The sequence below is a fragment of the Halomonas sp. KHS3 genome, from assembly GCF_000830495.1.
Taxonomy (GTDB): Bacteria; Pseudomonadota; Gammaproteobacteria; order Pseudomonadales; family Halomonadaceae; genus Vreelandella; species Vreelandella titanicae.
Map to the genome: position 1 here is coordinate 384,524 of NZ_JWHY01000004.1, position 15,215 is coordinate 399,738.

The window sequence follows — 15,215 nt, forward strand, 5'->3', positions numbered from 1 at the left end:
TTATTTATTTTCCGGCAATGGAGTCTTCCCATGCCTCTTTCTTCTGTCGCTAATCCTATCGATGAGCGTGAAATACCTTTCTACGAGAATGTCGGCAACGAATGCGCTATGTTTGAGCACGCCTTTCGTCAACGTTTGCCGCTGTTACTTAAAGGCCCCACCGGGTGTGGTAAAACACGTTTTGTTAGCCATATGGCCGCGAAGCTGGGCCGTCCGCTATTCACTATTTCATGTCACGACGATCTGACTTCAGCCGACCTTACAGGCCGCTATCTATTGCAGGGCGGTGAGACCCGCTGGGTCGATGGCCCGCTTACTCGAGCAGTGCGCGAAGGGGGGATCTGCTATCTCGATGAGGTGGTGGAGGCGCGTAAAGATGTCACCGTGGTGCTTCACCCGCTGACCGATGACCGCCGACTACTGCCGTTGGAACGTACCGGGGAACTGCTCGAAGCGCCGGATGACTTCATGCTGGTAGTGTCTTATAACCCTGGCTATCAGCATATTCTCAAATCGCTTAAACCGAGTACCCGCCAGCGCTTCCTGGCCATGTCATTTGATTTTCCACCACCCAAAGTCGAGCGCGATATTGTCGCGCGGGAGAGTGGTTTGCCCGGTGAGCAGTGCGCCGCGCTGGTCAATCTTGCCGCCAGCCTGCGGGCCATGAAGGGGCAGGATTTAGAAGAGGGTGTTTCTACTCGCCTATTGGTTTACTGCGCTACCCTGATTGCCGCCGGGGTGCCCATTTTGGAAGCTGCCCGGGCTACCTTAGTGGAGCCGCTGAGTGATGACGCAGATGTTCAGGAAGGGCTGATGGAAGCCATTCAAGCAACCTTTGGGTGAGGGCACGGCATGCTTGATTTTCTTGAAGTCGAGGAGTTTGTAGGCCGCCATTGGCACCGTTGGGCTTCCAGTGCGGCAAGTTACCCTGACCATCCCGAAGCCGCAGTGCGTCTTGAAACGCTGCGGCCCATGCTCGGCGTCTTTTTCCGCGCCGGAGGTGGCGAGGCGGGTATCGATGTTGCTGCTATTGCGGGGCGTAATTCGTCGCATCGCTTATCCTTACGCCAAAGGCTTGGGCTTGATGAGGAGGTGCTCGATCAAGCACGCCGTGACGAAGAAAGCCTGTTGTTACCGCCACGCATTGCCTTGTTCGCCGAGGCTTCCTTGAACCGGGACCTCTACCTTTGGCTGGTAGCGTACCTGGCGGCGACCCAGCATGTGCACGTCGTCGAAGATCCGCTACAGCAAGACCTTCTCCAGCTGCGTGAAGTAAACCGGGCGACTCGGGCAGTGTTGGCCCATTTCCCTGGGCTCGCTCAGCGCCACGCCAGATTATGTCAGGCATTGCTGGCCATTCGCCCCCAGCGCAAGCGCTTGCCGCCGATGGAAGCAGCGCTTGAATCCGTTCTCTGTGCCCAGCTGGGAGAAACGCCGCCCGAGGCTGGCTGGGCCGAAGTGATGCATATCGCCATCCTCGACGAGACCCTGTCTTTGGACAATTTTCATGCGCCGCATGGATACCGGCCGCCACTTCCGGTGCCGCTATGGGGGCAAGCCGTTGCCCTGGGTACCCATAAGAAAGCACGAACCGAGCAGGAAGATGATGAGGCACCGGTCGCAGGGAAGAATTCACTACAAGATGATCATGGTAAACGTAAGGCTGACCGGCGCGAGCAGGATCAGGCCGACCGCGATGACTCTTTAATGCTCAATGCATCCGAAAAGATGCTTTCCTGGGCCGAAATGGTCAATCTCAATCGTCATGTAGAGGATGAAGACGATGATGAGGCCAAACAGGCGGCCGATCAGATTGATGAAATTGTGCTCAGTGCTAACCGTAAGAAGGCGGCTTCCAAGCTAAAGCTTGATCTTGATCTGGCGCCGGGTGAGGTGAGTGGGGGAAGGCTGCGTGGGCGCCATACCTATCCGGAATGGAATCATCGTAAGCAAATCTATATGCCTGACCACTGTGTGGTACTCAGCGATGTCCAGAGCGAGGAGGGGGAGAACTGGCAGCCGGATGAAACGACAAAACGGCGCATTCGACGAGTCCGACGCGAGTTTGAAGCACTTAGGCCGCGTCGTGAGACGCTACGTGGCCAGCTGGATGGCAGCGAGCTGGATATGGACGCCGTCATTCGCTCCCGCTGTGATCTGGCGGCGACCGGTGAAGCCAGCGACCGTCTCTATCAAGCTAGCCGTACCCAGGCGAGGGATTTGGCGGTTTCGATCCTGGTCGATGTATCCCTTTCCACTGAGGCCTGGCTGGAAGACCGGCGAGTGCTGGATGTGGCTAAAGAAGCGCTGCTGGTATTGGGGCACGGCCTTGCGGGGTGCGGCGATGACTATGCCATTCACAGCTTTACCTCCCACCGTCGTCACCGTGTTTGGGTCAATACGCTTAAAAGTTTCGATGAGCCAATGGGCGAGCGGGTGTCACGGCGGATCGCAGCGCTCAAACCAGGCCACTACACGCGTATGGGGCCCGCTATTCGGCACCTTTCCCAAGCGCTTGCCAAACGGCCCAATCGGCACCGGTTGCTGCTACTTCTGACCGACGGTAAGCCTAACGATACCGACTATTATGAAGGGCGCTATGGTATAGAGGATACGCGCAAAGCGGTACTTGAAGCGCGACGGGAAGAAGTGCGCGTGTTCGGGGTAACGATTGACCGGGAGGCGGGGCGCTATATTCCTCATCTGTTTGGGCGAGGGGGTTATGCCATTGTCCAGCGTCCGGAGCATCTCGCCTTGGCGCTGCCGAGTATCTACCGCCAGATTGTTGCTTCCTAAGGAGGTTATCTATGGTGCGCTTGCGCTTCGTAGCGGCGATTAGTCTGTGGTCTTTGGTCGCTTTAGGGATAGTCGTGCCGCTGGTATGGCTTATCAATAACCGAGATTGGGGCGTGGCGCTGATGTTGCTGGTTCCCTTTATCGTTTATGGTTTGATGCGGTTGGGTCGGTCGCTGGAAGCCTGGGCAAACGCCGCGCAGCGGCCTTGAGGTACTGATTCCGCACTTCGCTAAATCCAATCCTGTGAGGCTACCCCACTAAATGAAAGCGACCGGCCAGGTAGCCCGCGGCAATCAGCGTTAACGTTAATAGTGTCAGGGCAATGAAAACTCCCTTCCAGGCTGGGGTCGCGGCGCGCAAGTTTAAATAGACCATGAGCACACAGTGGGCTTTGAACCCCGTCGCCATCATTATCATGGCGGCTGACCATAGGGGAAGCACCTGCCAGTCGGTGGTCTGATCTAGCCGAGCGGAAACCATGGAAACCAGGGTCAGCGCCATTAATACGCCCCAAGTAATCAGTAAACGTCGTGTACCGGGCAGTGCCCTCATTGTTTCCTCACAAAATTATCTGAGCAGATAAATCAGTGGATAAAGCAGGATCCAAATCAAGTCCACCATATGCCAGAAGGCTGCCGCCGTTTCTACGTTCTCGGTGGAGGTGCGCCAGCTCACTAAGCCTAGTAGCGCTAAGCCGAACACAACGTGAGCAAAATGGAAGGCGGTTAAACCATAGTAAAAACCAAAAAAAACGTTCGTTTCTGGCGTTATTCCAGCGGCAAACTTACTTGTATACTCAAAAACCTTAATGAGACAGAACAGTAGGCCCAACAGTATAGCGGCGCCTAACCACTGTCGGCTGCGCTGTATGCGCTTAGCGCTTATCGCCTCAACGGCAAAGGCTACAAAAAGCCCACTGGTCAAGAGCACCAGGGTATTGAGGCCGCCCAGCACCGGGTCAAGCTGATGTTGGGATTCATTGAATAGTGCAGGGTCAAGGGCGCGTTGACCGGCATAGAGCGCAAAGAAGGCGGTGAAAACCAGCATTTCGCTCAGTATCAATACCCACATCAGTGGATTGCCAGGTAGCGCTGAAAGCGGCCCCCAGCCGGGATTGGGCAGGTCGTGCCTCATTAATACTCCACTCGGTAAGCGTTGTGCCGAGGTATCAGGGCTCATTAGTTTTCGTCAATATATTAAGTGCATTTTAAATACATGTTAATTTTGGTGCAATATTTCTTTTATTTGACACGCGTCACTACCCAGCGCCACGGCAACGCTTAGCATCAGTGGCCTAGTGTTTGCCGATGATGCCTTTACTTCGGAGTGACTGTTATGTCATTGCTGTCTTTACCTTTTTCCATGCCCTCTTTTTCAATTTCCCCTCCTATAACGCCTAGCCATTTGATACGTCTCCTTGATCCACGGGTACCGTTTACAATTAAGCAACGTATAGTCGAGCCTTTACTCAACCGTACTTTTGCTATGCCGCTTGCTGAGGGGGAATTCGATGCTTTGGAAGGTCGGCGCATTAGTCTCACCATCGCCGATTTAGGTGTGACGCTAAGTCTGACGCTTGAATCCCAGCGCTTGATATTATGTCGCGAGAAAGGCGAGGCAACCATTCGGGGAGGTTGGCGGGAATTCTTGTGCCTTGCCACGCGCCGCGAAGATCCCGACAGCCTGTTTTTCCAGCGTCGCTTAATCATTGAAGGGGATACAGAGCTGGGGTTGACGCTCAAAAATCTACTTGACGGTTGCGAGGAAGGCCTTGCACAAGGGCGTGTGGGGGAACTGTTGTTGGGGCTGGAGCGTTTGGTACGTAAAGAGTGACCCAGGCTTCTGAAATGTTCACAAGCGGCCTCGGGATATCCCGAGGCCGCCCATTATTACGCTGCGTCGAGGGGGCGTGAGGGGCCAAAGTGCTCAAAGTGTCGGCGATCCTCGTCGACACCCAGTTCGGACAAAGCGCTGTTAATCGCTGTCATGAATCCTTGGGGGCCGACGAAATAGCAGCGCGCCTTAAGATCAGGCAGGTAGTGAGCTAATAAGCTGTGGTCGATACGACCAATATGTTCGGCTTCGTTGCCGCGCTCATGAATACGGACAGCCTTAAGACGTTGAGGATACTCGCTCTTCAGCGCTTCTAATTCGCCTTTAAAGGCCTGGTGGTCGGCATCCAGGGCAGCGTGTAGGTAGGTGACTTGCCGCCCAAGGGACAAGGCATGTCTTGCCATGGGGAGCAGGGGCGTTTGCCCAACGCCGCCGCTGGCAAGCAGCAGAGGTTCGTCACCTTCAATCAGCGTGAGGTCACCTGCTGGTGGTAACAGTTCCAAGGTGTCGCCGGGTTGTAAGACATCGTGGAAGTGGCGGCTGACTTGGCCCTGTTCTTCGCGTTTGATCGAGATTCGATAGCTTTGGCCATTTGGCGTGTCTGAGAGGCTGTAATGCCGATAAACCAGCTCGCCATTAATGGTTAGACGTACACCGATATACTGACCTGGCTCATGCTCAGCCACACGACCTCCATCCTCGGGCTCAAGGATAAAAGAGCGAATTAAAGCACTTTCCTGCTGGGTACTGGCAATCTTGAAACGGCGTGTGCCGCGCCATCCCCCCGGGCGTTGCTCAAACTCACGATAGCGCTGGTCTTCGAGGTCAATTAACAGGGCGGCAAGCTCGTTATATAGAGCGCCCCATGCGTCGGCGATTTCCGGGGTGACAGCTTCACCCAGCACTTCGTCAATCGCTGCCAGCAGGCATTCACCGACAATAGGGTACTGCTCGGGAAGAATGCCTAGCGAGACGTGTTTACTGACCACAACATCCAGAGTAGCACGCGCCTGAGCTGGATTACTGCGTAGTTGCACATAGGCCAACACGGCGTTGGCCAGGGCACGGGGCTGACCACCGCTTTGCTGATGAACCTCATTAAAGAGCGGCTTAACCTCTGGGTAACGGGTAAACATCAGCGGATAGAAGCGCTGCGTAATCGCATTCAGGTGTTCGGCCACGACGGGAGCGGTCGCGTTGATCAGCTTTTCTTGCTCATGTGTTAGCACGGATAATACCTCAAGCGTTAAGATTCATTACAAATGCATCTTAACGCCAAAAGCGATAAATACCAACCATGCAGGGGCTCTGTTGAGGAGAGGGGCTGCCAGCCATTTGAACAACAAGGCCTGAACACAATGCAAAAGCGCTTGGTATGGAGTGACGATGAAGCTTATCTGTGTCTATAAGATGCATTTTTGATACTTGTCATGGTTTTTGCTATTGGCCTGGCGCACAATGCAAATCCAAGTAATTCAGTGGGGTATTATGCTATGCCAACCATCACCTCTTCCCAGCCTGCCTCCAAGCTCAAGCAACTACCGTTGCTGCGTCTGGCTTTTCGGCCCTTTTTCCTGTTGGCCGCGCTGTTCAGTATTTTATCTCTACTGGTATGGCTGGGCTTTTGGCATGGCAATATTTTGCTGCGCCCTTATGGCGGCCTGGTGTTCTGGCATCAGCATGAAATGTTGTTTGGTTTTGCCGCAGCAGTGATCGGAGGGTTTTTGCTTACCGCTGTACGAAACTGGACAGGCTTGCCGAGCTTAAACGGCGGGCCGCTATTGGGACTGGTGGTGTTATGGCTATTGGGTAGAGTGCTGATGGCTTTTCCCATGGATTTGCCAGGATGGCTGCTGCTGGCGGTTGACCTTGCATTTCTTCCAGTGGTCGCCATTACTATGGCGCGTCTGGTTATTACCGCAAAGCGTTGGCGCAACTTGATCTTTATACCTGTGCTGTTGCTGTTTGCCACGGCTAACCTGGCGATGCACTTAGGGGTGATGCAGGGTGACGCCGAGCTGATCCGCCAAGCCGCCTACTTGGCCGTACTGTTAATCACACTGATGATGACAGTCGTTGGCGGACGTGTGATTGCCATGTTCACTGCCAATCGTTTGGGCCGCACCAAACCTGAACCTATTGCTTTGCTCGAAGGAGTGACGCTGGTGAGTACGGCTGGCGTAGTCGTGCTGCAGCTGGTCATCATGTTGGGGGTTGCCATTCCTGCTTTATTAATGGGGGGAGTGATGCTCTTGGCGGCGTTGGCCAACACTGTTCGCATGGCGCGTTGGGGTGGGTTGCATAGCTGGCGTGAACCTTTACTTTGGGGGCTGCACGGCAGCTACGCCTGCATTCCGCTAGGGCTTGTCATGTGGGTCTTGGCACTCATGGGGCTGATGCGCGTTGAACTTGCCGTGCACGCCCTGACCATTGGTGGCATGGGCACCATGATGCTGGCCATGATGGCCAGAGTTTCGCTAGGTCATACGGGCCGCCCCATACGCACTTTGCCCGGTATTGGTGTGGCGCTGGGCTTAATGCTAATAGCCGCCTTGGTGCGCTCACCCGTCTTGGCGTTATTTCCCCAGATCACCCACTGGACCTATACGCTGAGCATCATCTTCTGGTGCGTTGCCTACGCAATATTCGTCGTGCACTACACTTGGCCGTTGATGCAGGCGCGAGTCGATGATCAGGATGGCTGAACGAATAATAGATGGCGCCTGCATCCGTCCGGATGCAGGCGTATTAAAACCATTGAGGTATTCAAACGCTCATTAGCGATCAGCCAGGGTGACCCGGGCACCGCCAAAGGCAAGACTGCGTGGGTTAGCCACTGGACGGTTGTTGGTGAGGCGGGTAATGCCTACCCCGCAACGGCCCACCATCCAGATCAGGCAGGCTGTAAAATAGAGGTAGCCTAGAGCCCAGGGGGCTACGGCGGGTAGCCCGATCCAGCCCAGTAGATGCCAAATGGCAGTGAACAACACCCCGCCTAATAGCCCTAACCAAAACGTTCTAATCTGAAACTGCAAATGGGAAGCGACCCACTCCTCGGCATCGTTTCTTTTCATGTGGGCAATGAGTACCCCTATGGGGGCGGTGACCACCGCTAATACGCTACCCAGAAAGAGCATATAGACAACGATAGCCGCGCCACGCCCGCGGCTTTTCTTAAACGTATTAGAGGAAGTCGACGTTGAAGTGGCCGCGGAGTGAGATGCGGAGGGCATGGATGATGGGGAGATAGCCATAGAAAACCTCATTCGGCAAAGTGGGAATCATTAATAGCGCGTTAAAATGCATTTTTAATGCATTTATTGTAGAGCAACTATGCAGAATTTCCTTAGCTGAAATTAATAGGGTTGTTTCTAGTGATCGTCAGACATTGACGGTGGGGATACGCATTAGTCCTGCCAACTGCGGGTAACGATTGGACAACACATCTGCCAAAGTATAGCGGTCAAGCACCTCCAGAAACGCTGACAAGGCTTCGTTTAGAATGGGCTGGAGCCGACACGAGGGAGTAATGATGCAGTTGTTATCGCTATGAAAGCACTCGACTAGCTCCATGCCATGTTCCATTTCGCGCACGAGTTTACCCAGCACGATAGTAGCGGGGTCTCGCGTGAGCAATAGGCCACCGTTCTTGCCCCGAATAGCGGTAACGTAGTTCTTCTGGCTAAGCTCCTGAACGACTTTCATCAGGTGATTGCGAGAAATATCAAAGGTCTCTGCGATCTCATTGATAGTAGAACGCTCTTCGCCTTTCACGGCGAGGAAGATCAACACGCGTATTGAATAATCGGTGAATCGAGTGAGATGCATGGAGTGTGCTTTGCTCCGAGAGTAATCCAACTGTAAAAGAAACATGTTGTATGAACGTTCAGTAAGTTGCAATCAGAACATGGGGGTACTAATGCTGACCTGAGTCAAGAAGGAAAGCGTTATTGCCTTAGCTCAAGCTGGTCAAAGTACGGTTTCAAACGGCTTACCAGCGCATTCATCTGAGCTGTAGATGGAGTATTGGCAACTGGCTGAGAATAGGTGGGATCGAAGCATTGCTCGCTGCGGGCCACCTGCAGCGCATAGTGGCGTACCCCACAGTCGGCAAGACTCAGTGCCAGGCGTTCCACATCGGTAAGCTGAAAATCTTTCCAGTGAATGGTGGTACGGCACTCGAAATTGAGTCCGCTGTCGAGCAAAGCCTCCAAGCTACGGGCATGCAACTGCCAGATGCCGGGACGGCCGCAGATGCGGTCAAACTCTTTTCCGCGTCCTTTTACATCCAGCCCCACCCAGTCAAGGTGCGGTAATAGCTGGGTGAGGCGGTCAGGATAAGGGCCGGCGGTATGTAGTCCCACCTTAAAGCCCAATGCTTTCACTTCCTTTACTGCATCGGACAAACCGGCATTCAGGGTGGGCTCACCACCGCTGAAAACCACCGCTTCCAGCAGGCCTTGCCTGGTGCTCAGGAATTCCCGTATCGCTTGCCACTCCTGGGGTTCACCTCGGCGCGACGGGATCATGTTGGGATTGTGGCAGTAGCCGCAGCGTAGCGGGCAGCCTTGGAGAAAGACAACACACGCCAGATGATCGGGATAATCCAGTGTGGTCATGGGCACAAGGCCGGCAGTCGGCAGCCGAACCGAAGATAATTTAGTTGTGATGTCGTCAAGTGTCGTCTGCATAGCCATAGTGATATCCCCCTGCTGGGGCGCCTGTAGCCAGACCCCCCAGCTGTCGTTAGAGAAAAGTGAGGGCTAGCTACCGAGAGGCGGCGGCTTCAGTAAAATGGCGTCGCTCCTGGTGTTCGGCACGTTTGCCGATATTGAACTGACTTACCGGGCGGTGGTAGCCCATGACGCGGGTCCAGACTTCGCAGCGCTGGCGCTGCTCAGTGGGCAAGCTAGCATATTGAGAGGTTTGCATTAGCGTGTTCCTTAAACGAGTTGAGAAAAAGTGAGGCAAATGCCTCAAGCCGTGGCGGCGTCGATTGCGCTCGCCGTTTTTGCCCAAAGTGCTTCGTCGCACTTGGGGCAGAACTCATGTTCACCCGACAGGTAGCCATGCACCGGGCAGATCGAAAAGGTGGGTGTGACTGTGAGGTAGGGTAAGCGAAAGTGAGAGAGCGCCGTTTTAACCAGCTTGCGACAGGCGGTGGCCGAGGTAATCCGTTCGCGCATATAGAGATGCAATACCGTGCCACCGGTATAGCGAGTCTGTAAGGGGTCTTGATGGCTCAGTGCCTCAAAGGGATCATCGGTATGATCCACCGGCAATTGGCTGGAATTGGTGTAGTAGGGCGCCTCGGGTGTACCGGCCTGAAGAATGTCAGGAAAGCGAGTCAGATCCTCCCGGGCAAAGCGGTGAGTGGTGCCCTCTGCAGGAGTAGCTTCAAGGTTATACATATGGCCGGTCTGTTCTTGAAATTCGCGCATCCGCTCCCGGACGTGGTCAAGAAGATCCAGCGCCAGCTGCAGCCCTTGGGCGTCGGCTATATCGCAGCGATCCCCAGTAAAGTTGCGCACCATTTCGTTAAGCCCATTCACACCCAGAGTAGAGAAATGATTACGTAACGTGCCCAGGTAGCGCTGGGTAAAGGGGTAGAGCCCCTGATCCATTAGTTGCTGAATGCGCTCGCGCTTGAGTTCGAGGCTATCGCGCCCGAGCGACAGTAGGCGATCCAGCTCGCTGAACAGCCCGGCCCGGTCGCCGGCAAAGCGGTAACCCAGCCGGGCGCAGTTGATCGTCACTACTCCCAACGATCCGGTTTGCTCCGCGCTGCCGAACAGACCGTTGCCGCGTTTGAGCAGTTCACTTAAATCAAGCTGCAGGCGGCAGCACATGGAGCGCACCATGTGGGGTTCCAGATCCGAATTTAGAAAGTTTTGAAAGTAGGGCAGGCCGTACTTGGCGGTCAGTGCGAAGAGCCGCTCGGCGTTGTCGCTTTCCCAGTCGAAATCATGGGTGATGTTATAAGTGGGTATCGGGAAGGTGAACACACGCCCGTGGCGATCCCCGGCCTCCATCACTTCCAAATAGGCCCGGTTGATTAAGTCCATTTCAACCTGTAGTTCGCCGTAACTGAACGGCTGCTCCTCTCCACCGATAACCGGTGCCTGTTGGCGCAAGTCGTCGGGGCAAACCCAGTCGAAGGTTAGGTTGGTGAAGGGCGTCTGACTACCCCAGCGCGAAGGTACATTGAGATTGTAGATGAATTCCTGAAGCGCCTGCTTAACCTGCGCGTAGGTCAGGCCGTCCTTGCGTACGTAGGGTGCCAGATAGGTATCGAAAGAGCTGAAGGCTTGTGCCCCGGCCCACTCGTTCTGCAAGGTGCCAAGAAAATTAACCATTTGCCCGAGGGCACTTGAAAGGTGGCGGGGCGGGTGGCTTTCCGCCCGTCCCGGCACCCCATTGAATCCCTCTAAAAGCAAAGTACGTAGCGACCAGCCGGCGCAATAGCCGCACAGCATATCCAGGTCGTGAATATGCAAATCACCTTCCCTATGAGCTTCCCCCACGGCGTGGGGGTAAATCTCATCGAGCCAGTAGTTGGCTATCAACTTGCCTGAGACGTTGAGGATTAAACCGCCCAATGAATACCCCTGGTTGGCATTGGCGTGAACACGCCAGTCGGCGCGTTGGAGGTACTCATTGACCGTCGAGGCGACGTCAATATGATGCTTTGCTACCTGAACGCTTGTGGAGCTTTTCACCCAATTCACCTATATATGCTAGATTTAATAAAAATAAATACTATATGTGGTGTTGAAGGGTAAGCGTTCAGGATTTTGCAATAAATGATCCAGGTCAAAAATGGTGGGGAAAAATAGTAAGGCGTGGTGGCGCCTAGGCTATGGCTTTAGCCAATCATCGTGCGGGTGTTATCCATACCCGGTCGGCCATACCAGTAACCGTCGCAGATTTCAGCATCCACCAGCGCCAAAGGATCGGGCGTAGCTAACCTGCCGTGGCGGGCCTGGTCGAAAGCCGTGACCACCTCGGCCATGCCTTCCGCCCGTGGGCTGAGACGCGCTACTGATACCCCCATATCCGCCATGCACGTCAGTTCATGGCGCAGATCCTGGCAGGCGCTGGAAAGGGTTTGAATACCGTTCAGGGTAAAAACATCCCGGGACTCTTGTGAACGTAGCACCAAGCCTTCGGGGTATTTTTGGCAGACGAACTTGCAGCGGTCTTTGGGTGTTTGGTGACGCCGGGCGGTAAAACAGCGTGACGACCAGGCCAAGGGGAGATGCCCGTAGGCGAATACTTCGCATGGGTGGGGAACGCCTGCCTGGTGGCAATCGTTAATAAGCTTGGCTAAGTCTTGCTGTGACATTTCCACCGGGGCTTGCCAACGCCGCATGCCGGCACGGGCCATAACGCCCAGTGTCGCCGGGTTGTAGAGGTTGAGCGCAGCACCGGCGATAAACGGCAGTCCGGCACTGGAGAGGCGCTGCAGGGCACTTTGGTCATTGGCCTCGACGATAAAATCACCGTTGTCACACAGCTTGCGCAAGTCACGCAAGTCGGCTTCGGACTCGATCAAGGTCTGGCTGGCGAGTACCACCTGCTTGCCCGCCTGGGTGAGCTCGCGCCCAATGCCTAGCCAGTCGTCCAGTTTCATATCGCGGCGCCGCGAGCAGACGGTTTCGCCCAGGGTTATAATCTCTACCGGCCAGTCGGCCGCCTCGCGGTAGAAGTCGGCGTAGCGTTGCCGAGTCCAGTAAAAAAGCACCGGCCCGAGGGAGAGTTGCAGAGGGCCGGTTGATAAGGTCGGTGATAGGGGAGGTGTAGTGTTCGGCATAGTAGGCTCCTATTTCCAGCGGCGCTCGTAGGCGCCTAGGGTAGTGATGGCACCTTCGGAAAGCTCGGCAAGGCCTGCCATCCAGGCGGGTTCTGGATCAAAGCGCTCAGGCTGAGCCTCTAGGCGGTTGAGCGCCTGACGCCAGATCCCGGCCACTTTAGAGACATAGGCGGGGCTGCGCTGACGACCTTCAATTTTGACGGCGCTAATACCCAGGTCGCGTAGTTCCGGCAATAGCTCCAGAGTATTGAGGCTGGTGGGTTCCTCAATGGCGTGATAGGTCTCGCCCGTTACCTCGAAGCGACCCTTGCATAGGGTGGGGTAGCCTGCGCGCTCGCCTTCGGCGTAGCGGTCGATAAGAACATTGTTAAGGCGTGACTCTAAGCCCTCAGGCGTTTCTTCCCAGCGGACATGAGCCGCTGGCGAGCAGACGCCCCGGGTATTGGGCGATTCGCCGGTCAGGTAGGAGGAGAGATAGCAGCGTCCTTCGGCCATGATGCACAGGCTGCCGAAAGCGAACACCTCCAGTTCTACCGGTGTTTGCTTGGCCAGGTCGCGTACCTGAGTGATTGACAGCACCCGTGGAAGTACGGCGCGCTTGATGCCGAAATGCTGGTGGTAAAAGCGTAGCGCTTCATGGCTGGTCGCCGAACCCTGCACTGAAAGGTGCCGCGAGATCTCGGGGTGATGGCGAGTCGCGTAGTCGAGCAGTCCCATATCGGCGAGAATCAGCGCATCCACGCCCAGTTCGGCGGCCTGATCCACGGCCCGAGTCCAGTGTTCCCAGCCATCGGGCTGGGGATAGGTATTAATGGCGCAAAAAACGCGTTTGCCATGTCGGTGGGCGTAATCGATCCCCTCGCGGGCACGTTTGTCGGTAAAGTTTAGCCCGGCGAATTGCCGTGCGTTGGTGATGTTCTGGAAGCCAAAATAGATGGCGTCGGCACCTTCATCTACAGCGCGCTTTAGGGCGGGCAGGTTGCCAGCGGGACATACAAGCTCCATAGCGAGACTCCTTGCGGGGAAAGTCCGAGCATTTTAGTCACCTATTTTTTGTCGGCTTTTGACACAGGTCATATCGGGGTGGCTTTCAAAAGAGGATAACGCTGCAGAGGAGGCAAGCTGGATGCAGGCAGTTTTTAAAACGTATATTGTATGAATATTAACCAATGCTTGCTGCACCCACTTCCAGAGTTCCATTTCAGAGACCTCTTTTAGAGCCCCTTTTCAGAGACCTACTTCGATCATGCAAGATGAACTGCTCTTCAATCGCCCCCTGGTAGAGAAATATGACCGCCCAGGCCCGCGGTACACTTCTTATCCCACTGCGCCCCAGTTTCATGCCGCGTTTGCCGAGGATGATTACCGTAGCGCCGCCGAGCGCAGTAATCGGGTCGCAGTACCCAAGCCGCTTTCGGTCTATGTGCATATCCCGTTCTGCAAAAGCCTGTGCTACTACTGCGCCTGCAACAAAATCATTACTCATAATACCGAGCGAGCTGCCGAATACCTCCAGTGGTTAAAACAGGAGATACGTGTTCAGGGAGCGCTGTTCGATACCACCCGCCAAATGACCCAACTGCATCTGGGCGGCGGCACCCCAACCTACTTAAGCAATGCCCAGCTACGCGAACTGATGGCGGCGCTGGACGAAGCCTTTCACTTCGCCGCACCTGAAGAGCGTGAATTCTCGCTGGAGGTAGACCCTCGCACCGTGACACCCGAACAGGTGTACGAGCTCTACACGCTGGGCTTCAATCGGTTGAGCTTCGGGGTTCAGGACTTCGATCACGACGTGCAGCAAGCGGTCAATCGCGTCCAGAGTGAAGAGCAGGTGGTATCCCTGGTCAAGGCTGCCCGCGAGGCGGGGTTTGAATCGGTCAGCGTTGACCTGATTTACGGTTTACCGCTGCAGACGGTGGCGAGTTTCGATACGACGCTAACCAAGATTATTGACCTGCAACCGGATCGCATTGCCGCTTATAGCTACGCCCATCTACCCGAACTGTTTAAAGCTCAGCGGCTAATTCGCCCCGAAGACATGCCGCCACCCGAGCGCAAGTTGGAGCTGCTGGAGCTTACGATTAACCGCCTGACGGCCGCAGGGTATGTCTACATCGGCATGGACCATTTCGCCCTTCCGAATGACGAGCTGAGCCTGGCCCGTGAAAATGGCACTCTGCAGCGCAATTTTCAGGGCTACTCTACCCACGCCGACTGCGACATGATTGGGCTGGGCATTACTTCGATTGGTAAGGTGGGCGATACCTACAGCCAAAACGTCAAGGAAACTGCCCAGTATCAGCATCGTTTGGATGAAGGGCATTTACCGGTCTTCCGTGGCTATCGCCTTAGCGATGACGACCGCCTGCGCCGCGATGTCATTAATACCCTGATGTGTCACGGCCGACTTGAATTTGCCGCTATCGAGGCCCGGCACAATATCGATTTTCGCAGCTACTTCGCGAGTGCCTTGGCGAGCCTCGAAGAGATGGCGGACGACGGGTTAATTGCTTTGCGCGACCATGAAATCGAGGTGCTGCCTTCAGGGAGGTTGATGATCCGCAACCTGGCCATGGCGTTCGACGCCTACCTGAAACCAACGGAAAACCGTTATTCGCGCACGGTGTAATTTCAACAGTGCCAACCGTCTATTCCTTTACGTTGGCCGCTCTATCACCTTGGGGGTAGATAGGGTGTATATGGAGGTAATCACGCAGTAATTCGCTTGTCGATCACGCAGAATCCACTCCATGGAACCCGCACTGTCGGG

Annotated in this window: 16 protein-coding genes; 6 read left to right on the forward strand and 10 right to left on the reverse strand. The window is 55.1% G+C overall.

Going from position 1 to position 15,215, the window contains the following annotated elements:
* The first annotated feature begins 30 nt into the window (after window positions 1-30).
* Genes RO22_RS12580 through RO22_RS12590 form a run of 3 tightly spaced genes read left to right on the forward strand, consistent with a single transcriptional unit; the run spans window position 31 to window position 3,005 of the window.
* Entirely contained in the window at window positions 31-843 is an 813-nt protein-coding gene (locus tag RO22_RS12580; protein ID WP_009286643.1) for a CbbQ/NirQ/NorQ/GpvN family protein, read from the forward strand.
* Window positions 844-852: 9 nt separating this feature from the next.
* Window positions 853-2,796 carry a nitric oxide reductase activation protein NorD gene (locus tag RO22_RS12585; protein ID WP_027959376.1) on the forward strand — a complete coding sequence of 648 codons (1,944 nt, stop codon included), beginning with the start codon at window positions 853-855 and terminating at the stop codon, window positions 2,794-2,796.
* Between the two features lie 11 nt (window positions 2,797-2,807).
* Window positions 2,808-3,005 carry a hypothetical protein gene (locus RO22_RS12590; RefSeq protein WP_022523544.1) on the forward strand — a complete coding sequence of 66 codons (198 nt, stop codon included), beginning with the start codon at window positions 2,808-2,810 and terminating at the stop codon, window positions 3,003-3,005.
* Window positions 3,006-3,045: 40 nt separating this feature from the next.
* Here the strand turns inward: RO22_RS12590 and RO22_RS12595 are convergent, their stop codons facing one another.
* Complete coding sequence (locus RO22_RS12595; protein ID WP_027959377.1) at window positions 3,046-3,348, reverse strand: cytochrome C oxidase subunit IV family protein; 303 nt, start codon at window positions 3,346-3,348, stop codon at window positions 3,046-3,048.
* Window positions 3,349-3,363: 15 nt separating this feature from the next.
* On the reverse strand, window positions 3,364-3,975 hold the full coding sequence (locus tag RO22_RS12600; protein ID WP_223827951.1) for a cytochrome c oxidase subunit 3 family protein: 612 nt from the start codon (window positions 3,973-3,975) through the stop codon (window positions 3,364-3,366).
* A gap of 306 nt (window positions 3,976-4,281) precedes the next feature.
* On the opposite strand from RO22_RS12600, the gene RO22_RS12605 reads away from it, so the two are divergent.
* Window positions 4,282-4,629 carry an SCP2 domain-containing protein gene (locus tag RO22_RS12605; protein WP_223827950.1) on the forward strand — a complete coding sequence of 116 codons (348 nt, stop codon included), beginning with the start codon at window positions 4,282-4,284 and terminating at the stop codon, window positions 4,627-4,629.
* Window positions 4,630-4,685: 56 nt separating this feature from the next.
* Here RO22_RS12605 and hmpA read toward each other — a convergent pair whose 3' ends face one another.
* Complete coding sequence (gene hmpA / locus RO22_RS12610; protein ID WP_009286645.1) at window positions 4,686-5,858, reverse strand: NO-inducible flavohemoprotein; 1,173 nt, start codon at window positions 5,856-5,858, stop codon at window positions 4,686-4,688.
* Window positions 5,859-6,122: 264 nt separating this feature from the next.
* Between hmpA and RO22_RS12615 the strand changes: the two genes are divergently transcribed.
* The gene (locus RO22_RS12615; protein WP_039858598.1) at window positions 6,123-7,334 is read left to right on the forward strand and encodes an NnrS family protein; all 1,212 of its coding nucleotides are present in this window, start codon (window positions 6,123-6,125) and stop codon (window positions 7,332-7,334) included.
* Window positions 7,335-7,406: 72 nt separating this feature from the next.
* Here the strand turns inward: RO22_RS12615 and RO22_RS12620 are convergent, their stop codons facing one another.
* The 7 genes from RO22_RS12620 to RO22_RS12650 all read right to left on the reverse strand — a co-directional run bounded on the left by RO22_RS12620 (window position 7,407) and on the right by RO22_RS12650 (window position 13,447).
* Window positions 7,407-7,883 (reverse strand): DUF4870 family protein, encoded by a 477-nt coding sequence (locus RO22_RS12620; RefSeq protein WP_022523539.1) that lies wholly within the window; start codon window positions 7,881-7,883, stop codon window positions 7,407-7,409.
* A gap of 127 nt (window positions 7,884-8,010) precedes the next feature.
* Window positions 8,011-8,457: an Rrf2 family transcriptional regulator gene (locus tag RO22_RS12625; protein ID WP_022523538.1), complete on the reverse strand. Its 447-nt coding sequence runs from the start codon at window positions 8,455-8,457 to the stop codon at window positions 8,011-8,013.
* 119 nt (window positions 8,458-8,576) lie between these two features.
* Window positions 8,577-9,326: an anaerobic ribonucleoside-triphosphate reductase activating protein gene (locus tag RO22_RS12630; RefSeq protein ID WP_009286649.1), complete on the reverse strand. Its 750-nt coding sequence runs from the start codon at window positions 9,324-9,326 to the stop codon at window positions 8,577-8,579.
* Between the two features lie 70 nt (window positions 9,327-9,396).
* Window positions 9,397-9,561, reverse strand: coding sequence for an anaerobic ribonucleoside-triphosphate reductase (nrdD, locus tag RO22_RS25205; protein ID WP_027959384.1), 165 nt, complete (start codon window positions 9,559-9,561; stop codon window positions 9,397-9,399).
* 44 nt (window positions 9,562-9,605) lie between these two features.
* Complete coding sequence (locus RO22_RS12640; RefSeq protein WP_009286650.1) at window positions 9,606-11,357, reverse strand: ribonucleoside triphosphate reductase; 1,752 nt, start codon at window positions 11,355-11,357, stop codon at window positions 9,606-9,608.
* Window positions 11,358-11,494: 137 nt separating this feature from the next.
* Window positions 11,495-12,442: a U32 family peptidase gene (locus tag RO22_RS12645; RefSeq protein ID WP_009286651.1), complete on the reverse strand. Its 948-nt coding sequence runs from the start codon at window positions 12,440-12,442 to the stop codon at window positions 11,495-11,497.
* 9 nt (window positions 12,443-12,451) lie between these two features.
* A complete protein-coding gene (locus RO22_RS12650; protein ID WP_009286652.1) occupies window positions 12,452-13,447 on the reverse strand; it encodes a peptidase U32 family protein in 996 nt (331 codons plus the stop codon).
* A gap of 241 nt (window positions 13,448-13,688) precedes the next feature.
* On the opposite strand from RO22_RS12650, the gene hemN reads away from it, so the two are divergent.
* Complete coding sequence (gene hemN / locus RO22_RS12655; protein WP_041158447.1) at window positions 13,689-15,074, forward strand: oxygen-independent coproporphyrinogen III oxidase; 1,386 nt, start codon at window positions 13,689-13,691, stop codon at window positions 15,072-15,074.
* Window positions 15,075-15,215 lie beyond the last annotated feature (141 nt).

Coding starts and splice junctions, on each gene's coding strand:
- RO22_RS12585 (WP_027959376.1), top strand. CDS start 853: ATGCTTGATTTTCTTGAAGTCGAGGAGTTTGTAGGCCGCCATTGGCAC.
- RO22_RS12580 (WP_009286643.1), top strand. CDS start 31: ATGCCTCTTTCTTCTGTCGCTAATCCTATCGATGAGCGTGAAATACCT.
- RO22_RS12625 (WP_022523538.1), bottom strand. CDS start 8,457: ATGCATCTCACTCGATTCACCGATTATTCAATACGCGTGTTGATCTTC.
- RO22_RS12590 (WP_022523544.1), top strand. CDS start 2,808: ATGGTGCGCTTGCGCTTCGTAGCGGCGATTAGTCTGTGGTCTTTGGTC.
- RO22_RS12605 (WP_223827950.1), top strand. CDS start 4,282: ATGCCGCTTGCTGAGGGGGAATTCGATGCTTTGGAAGGTCGGCGCATT.
- RO22_RS12620 (WP_022523539.1), bottom strand. CDS start 7,883: ATGGCTATCTCCCCATCATCCATGCCCTCCGCATCTCACTCCGCGGCC.
- RO22_RS12600 (WP_223827951.1), bottom strand. CDS start 3,975: ATGAGCCCTGATACCTCGGCACAACGCTTACCGAGTGGAGTATTAATG.
- RO22_RS12630 (WP_009286649.1), bottom strand. CDS start 9,326: ATGGCTATGCAGACGACACTTGACGACATCACAACTAAATTATCTTCG.
- RO22_RS12595 (WP_027959377.1), bottom strand. CDS start 3,348: ATGAGGGCACTGCCCGGTACACGACGTTTACTGATTACTTGGGGCGTA.
- RO22_RS12650 (WP_009286652.1), bottom strand. CDS start 13,447: ATGGAGCTTGTATGTCCCGCTGGCAACCTGCCCGCCCTAAAGCGCGCT.
- RO22_RS12645 (WP_009286651.1), bottom strand. CDS start 12,442: ATGCCGAACACTACACCTCCCCTATCACCGACCTTATCAACCGGCCCT.
- RO22_RS12615 (WP_039858598.1), top strand. CDS start 6,123: ATGCCAACCATCACCTCTTCCCAGCCTGCCTCCAAGCTCAAGCAACTA.
- hemN (WP_041158447.1), top strand. CDS start 13,689: ATGCAAGATGAACTGCTCTTCAATCGCCCCCTGGTAGAGAAATATGAC.
- nrdD (WP_027959384.1), bottom strand. CDS start 9,561: ATGCAAACCTCTCAATATGCTAGCTTGCCCACTGAGCAGCGCCAGCGC.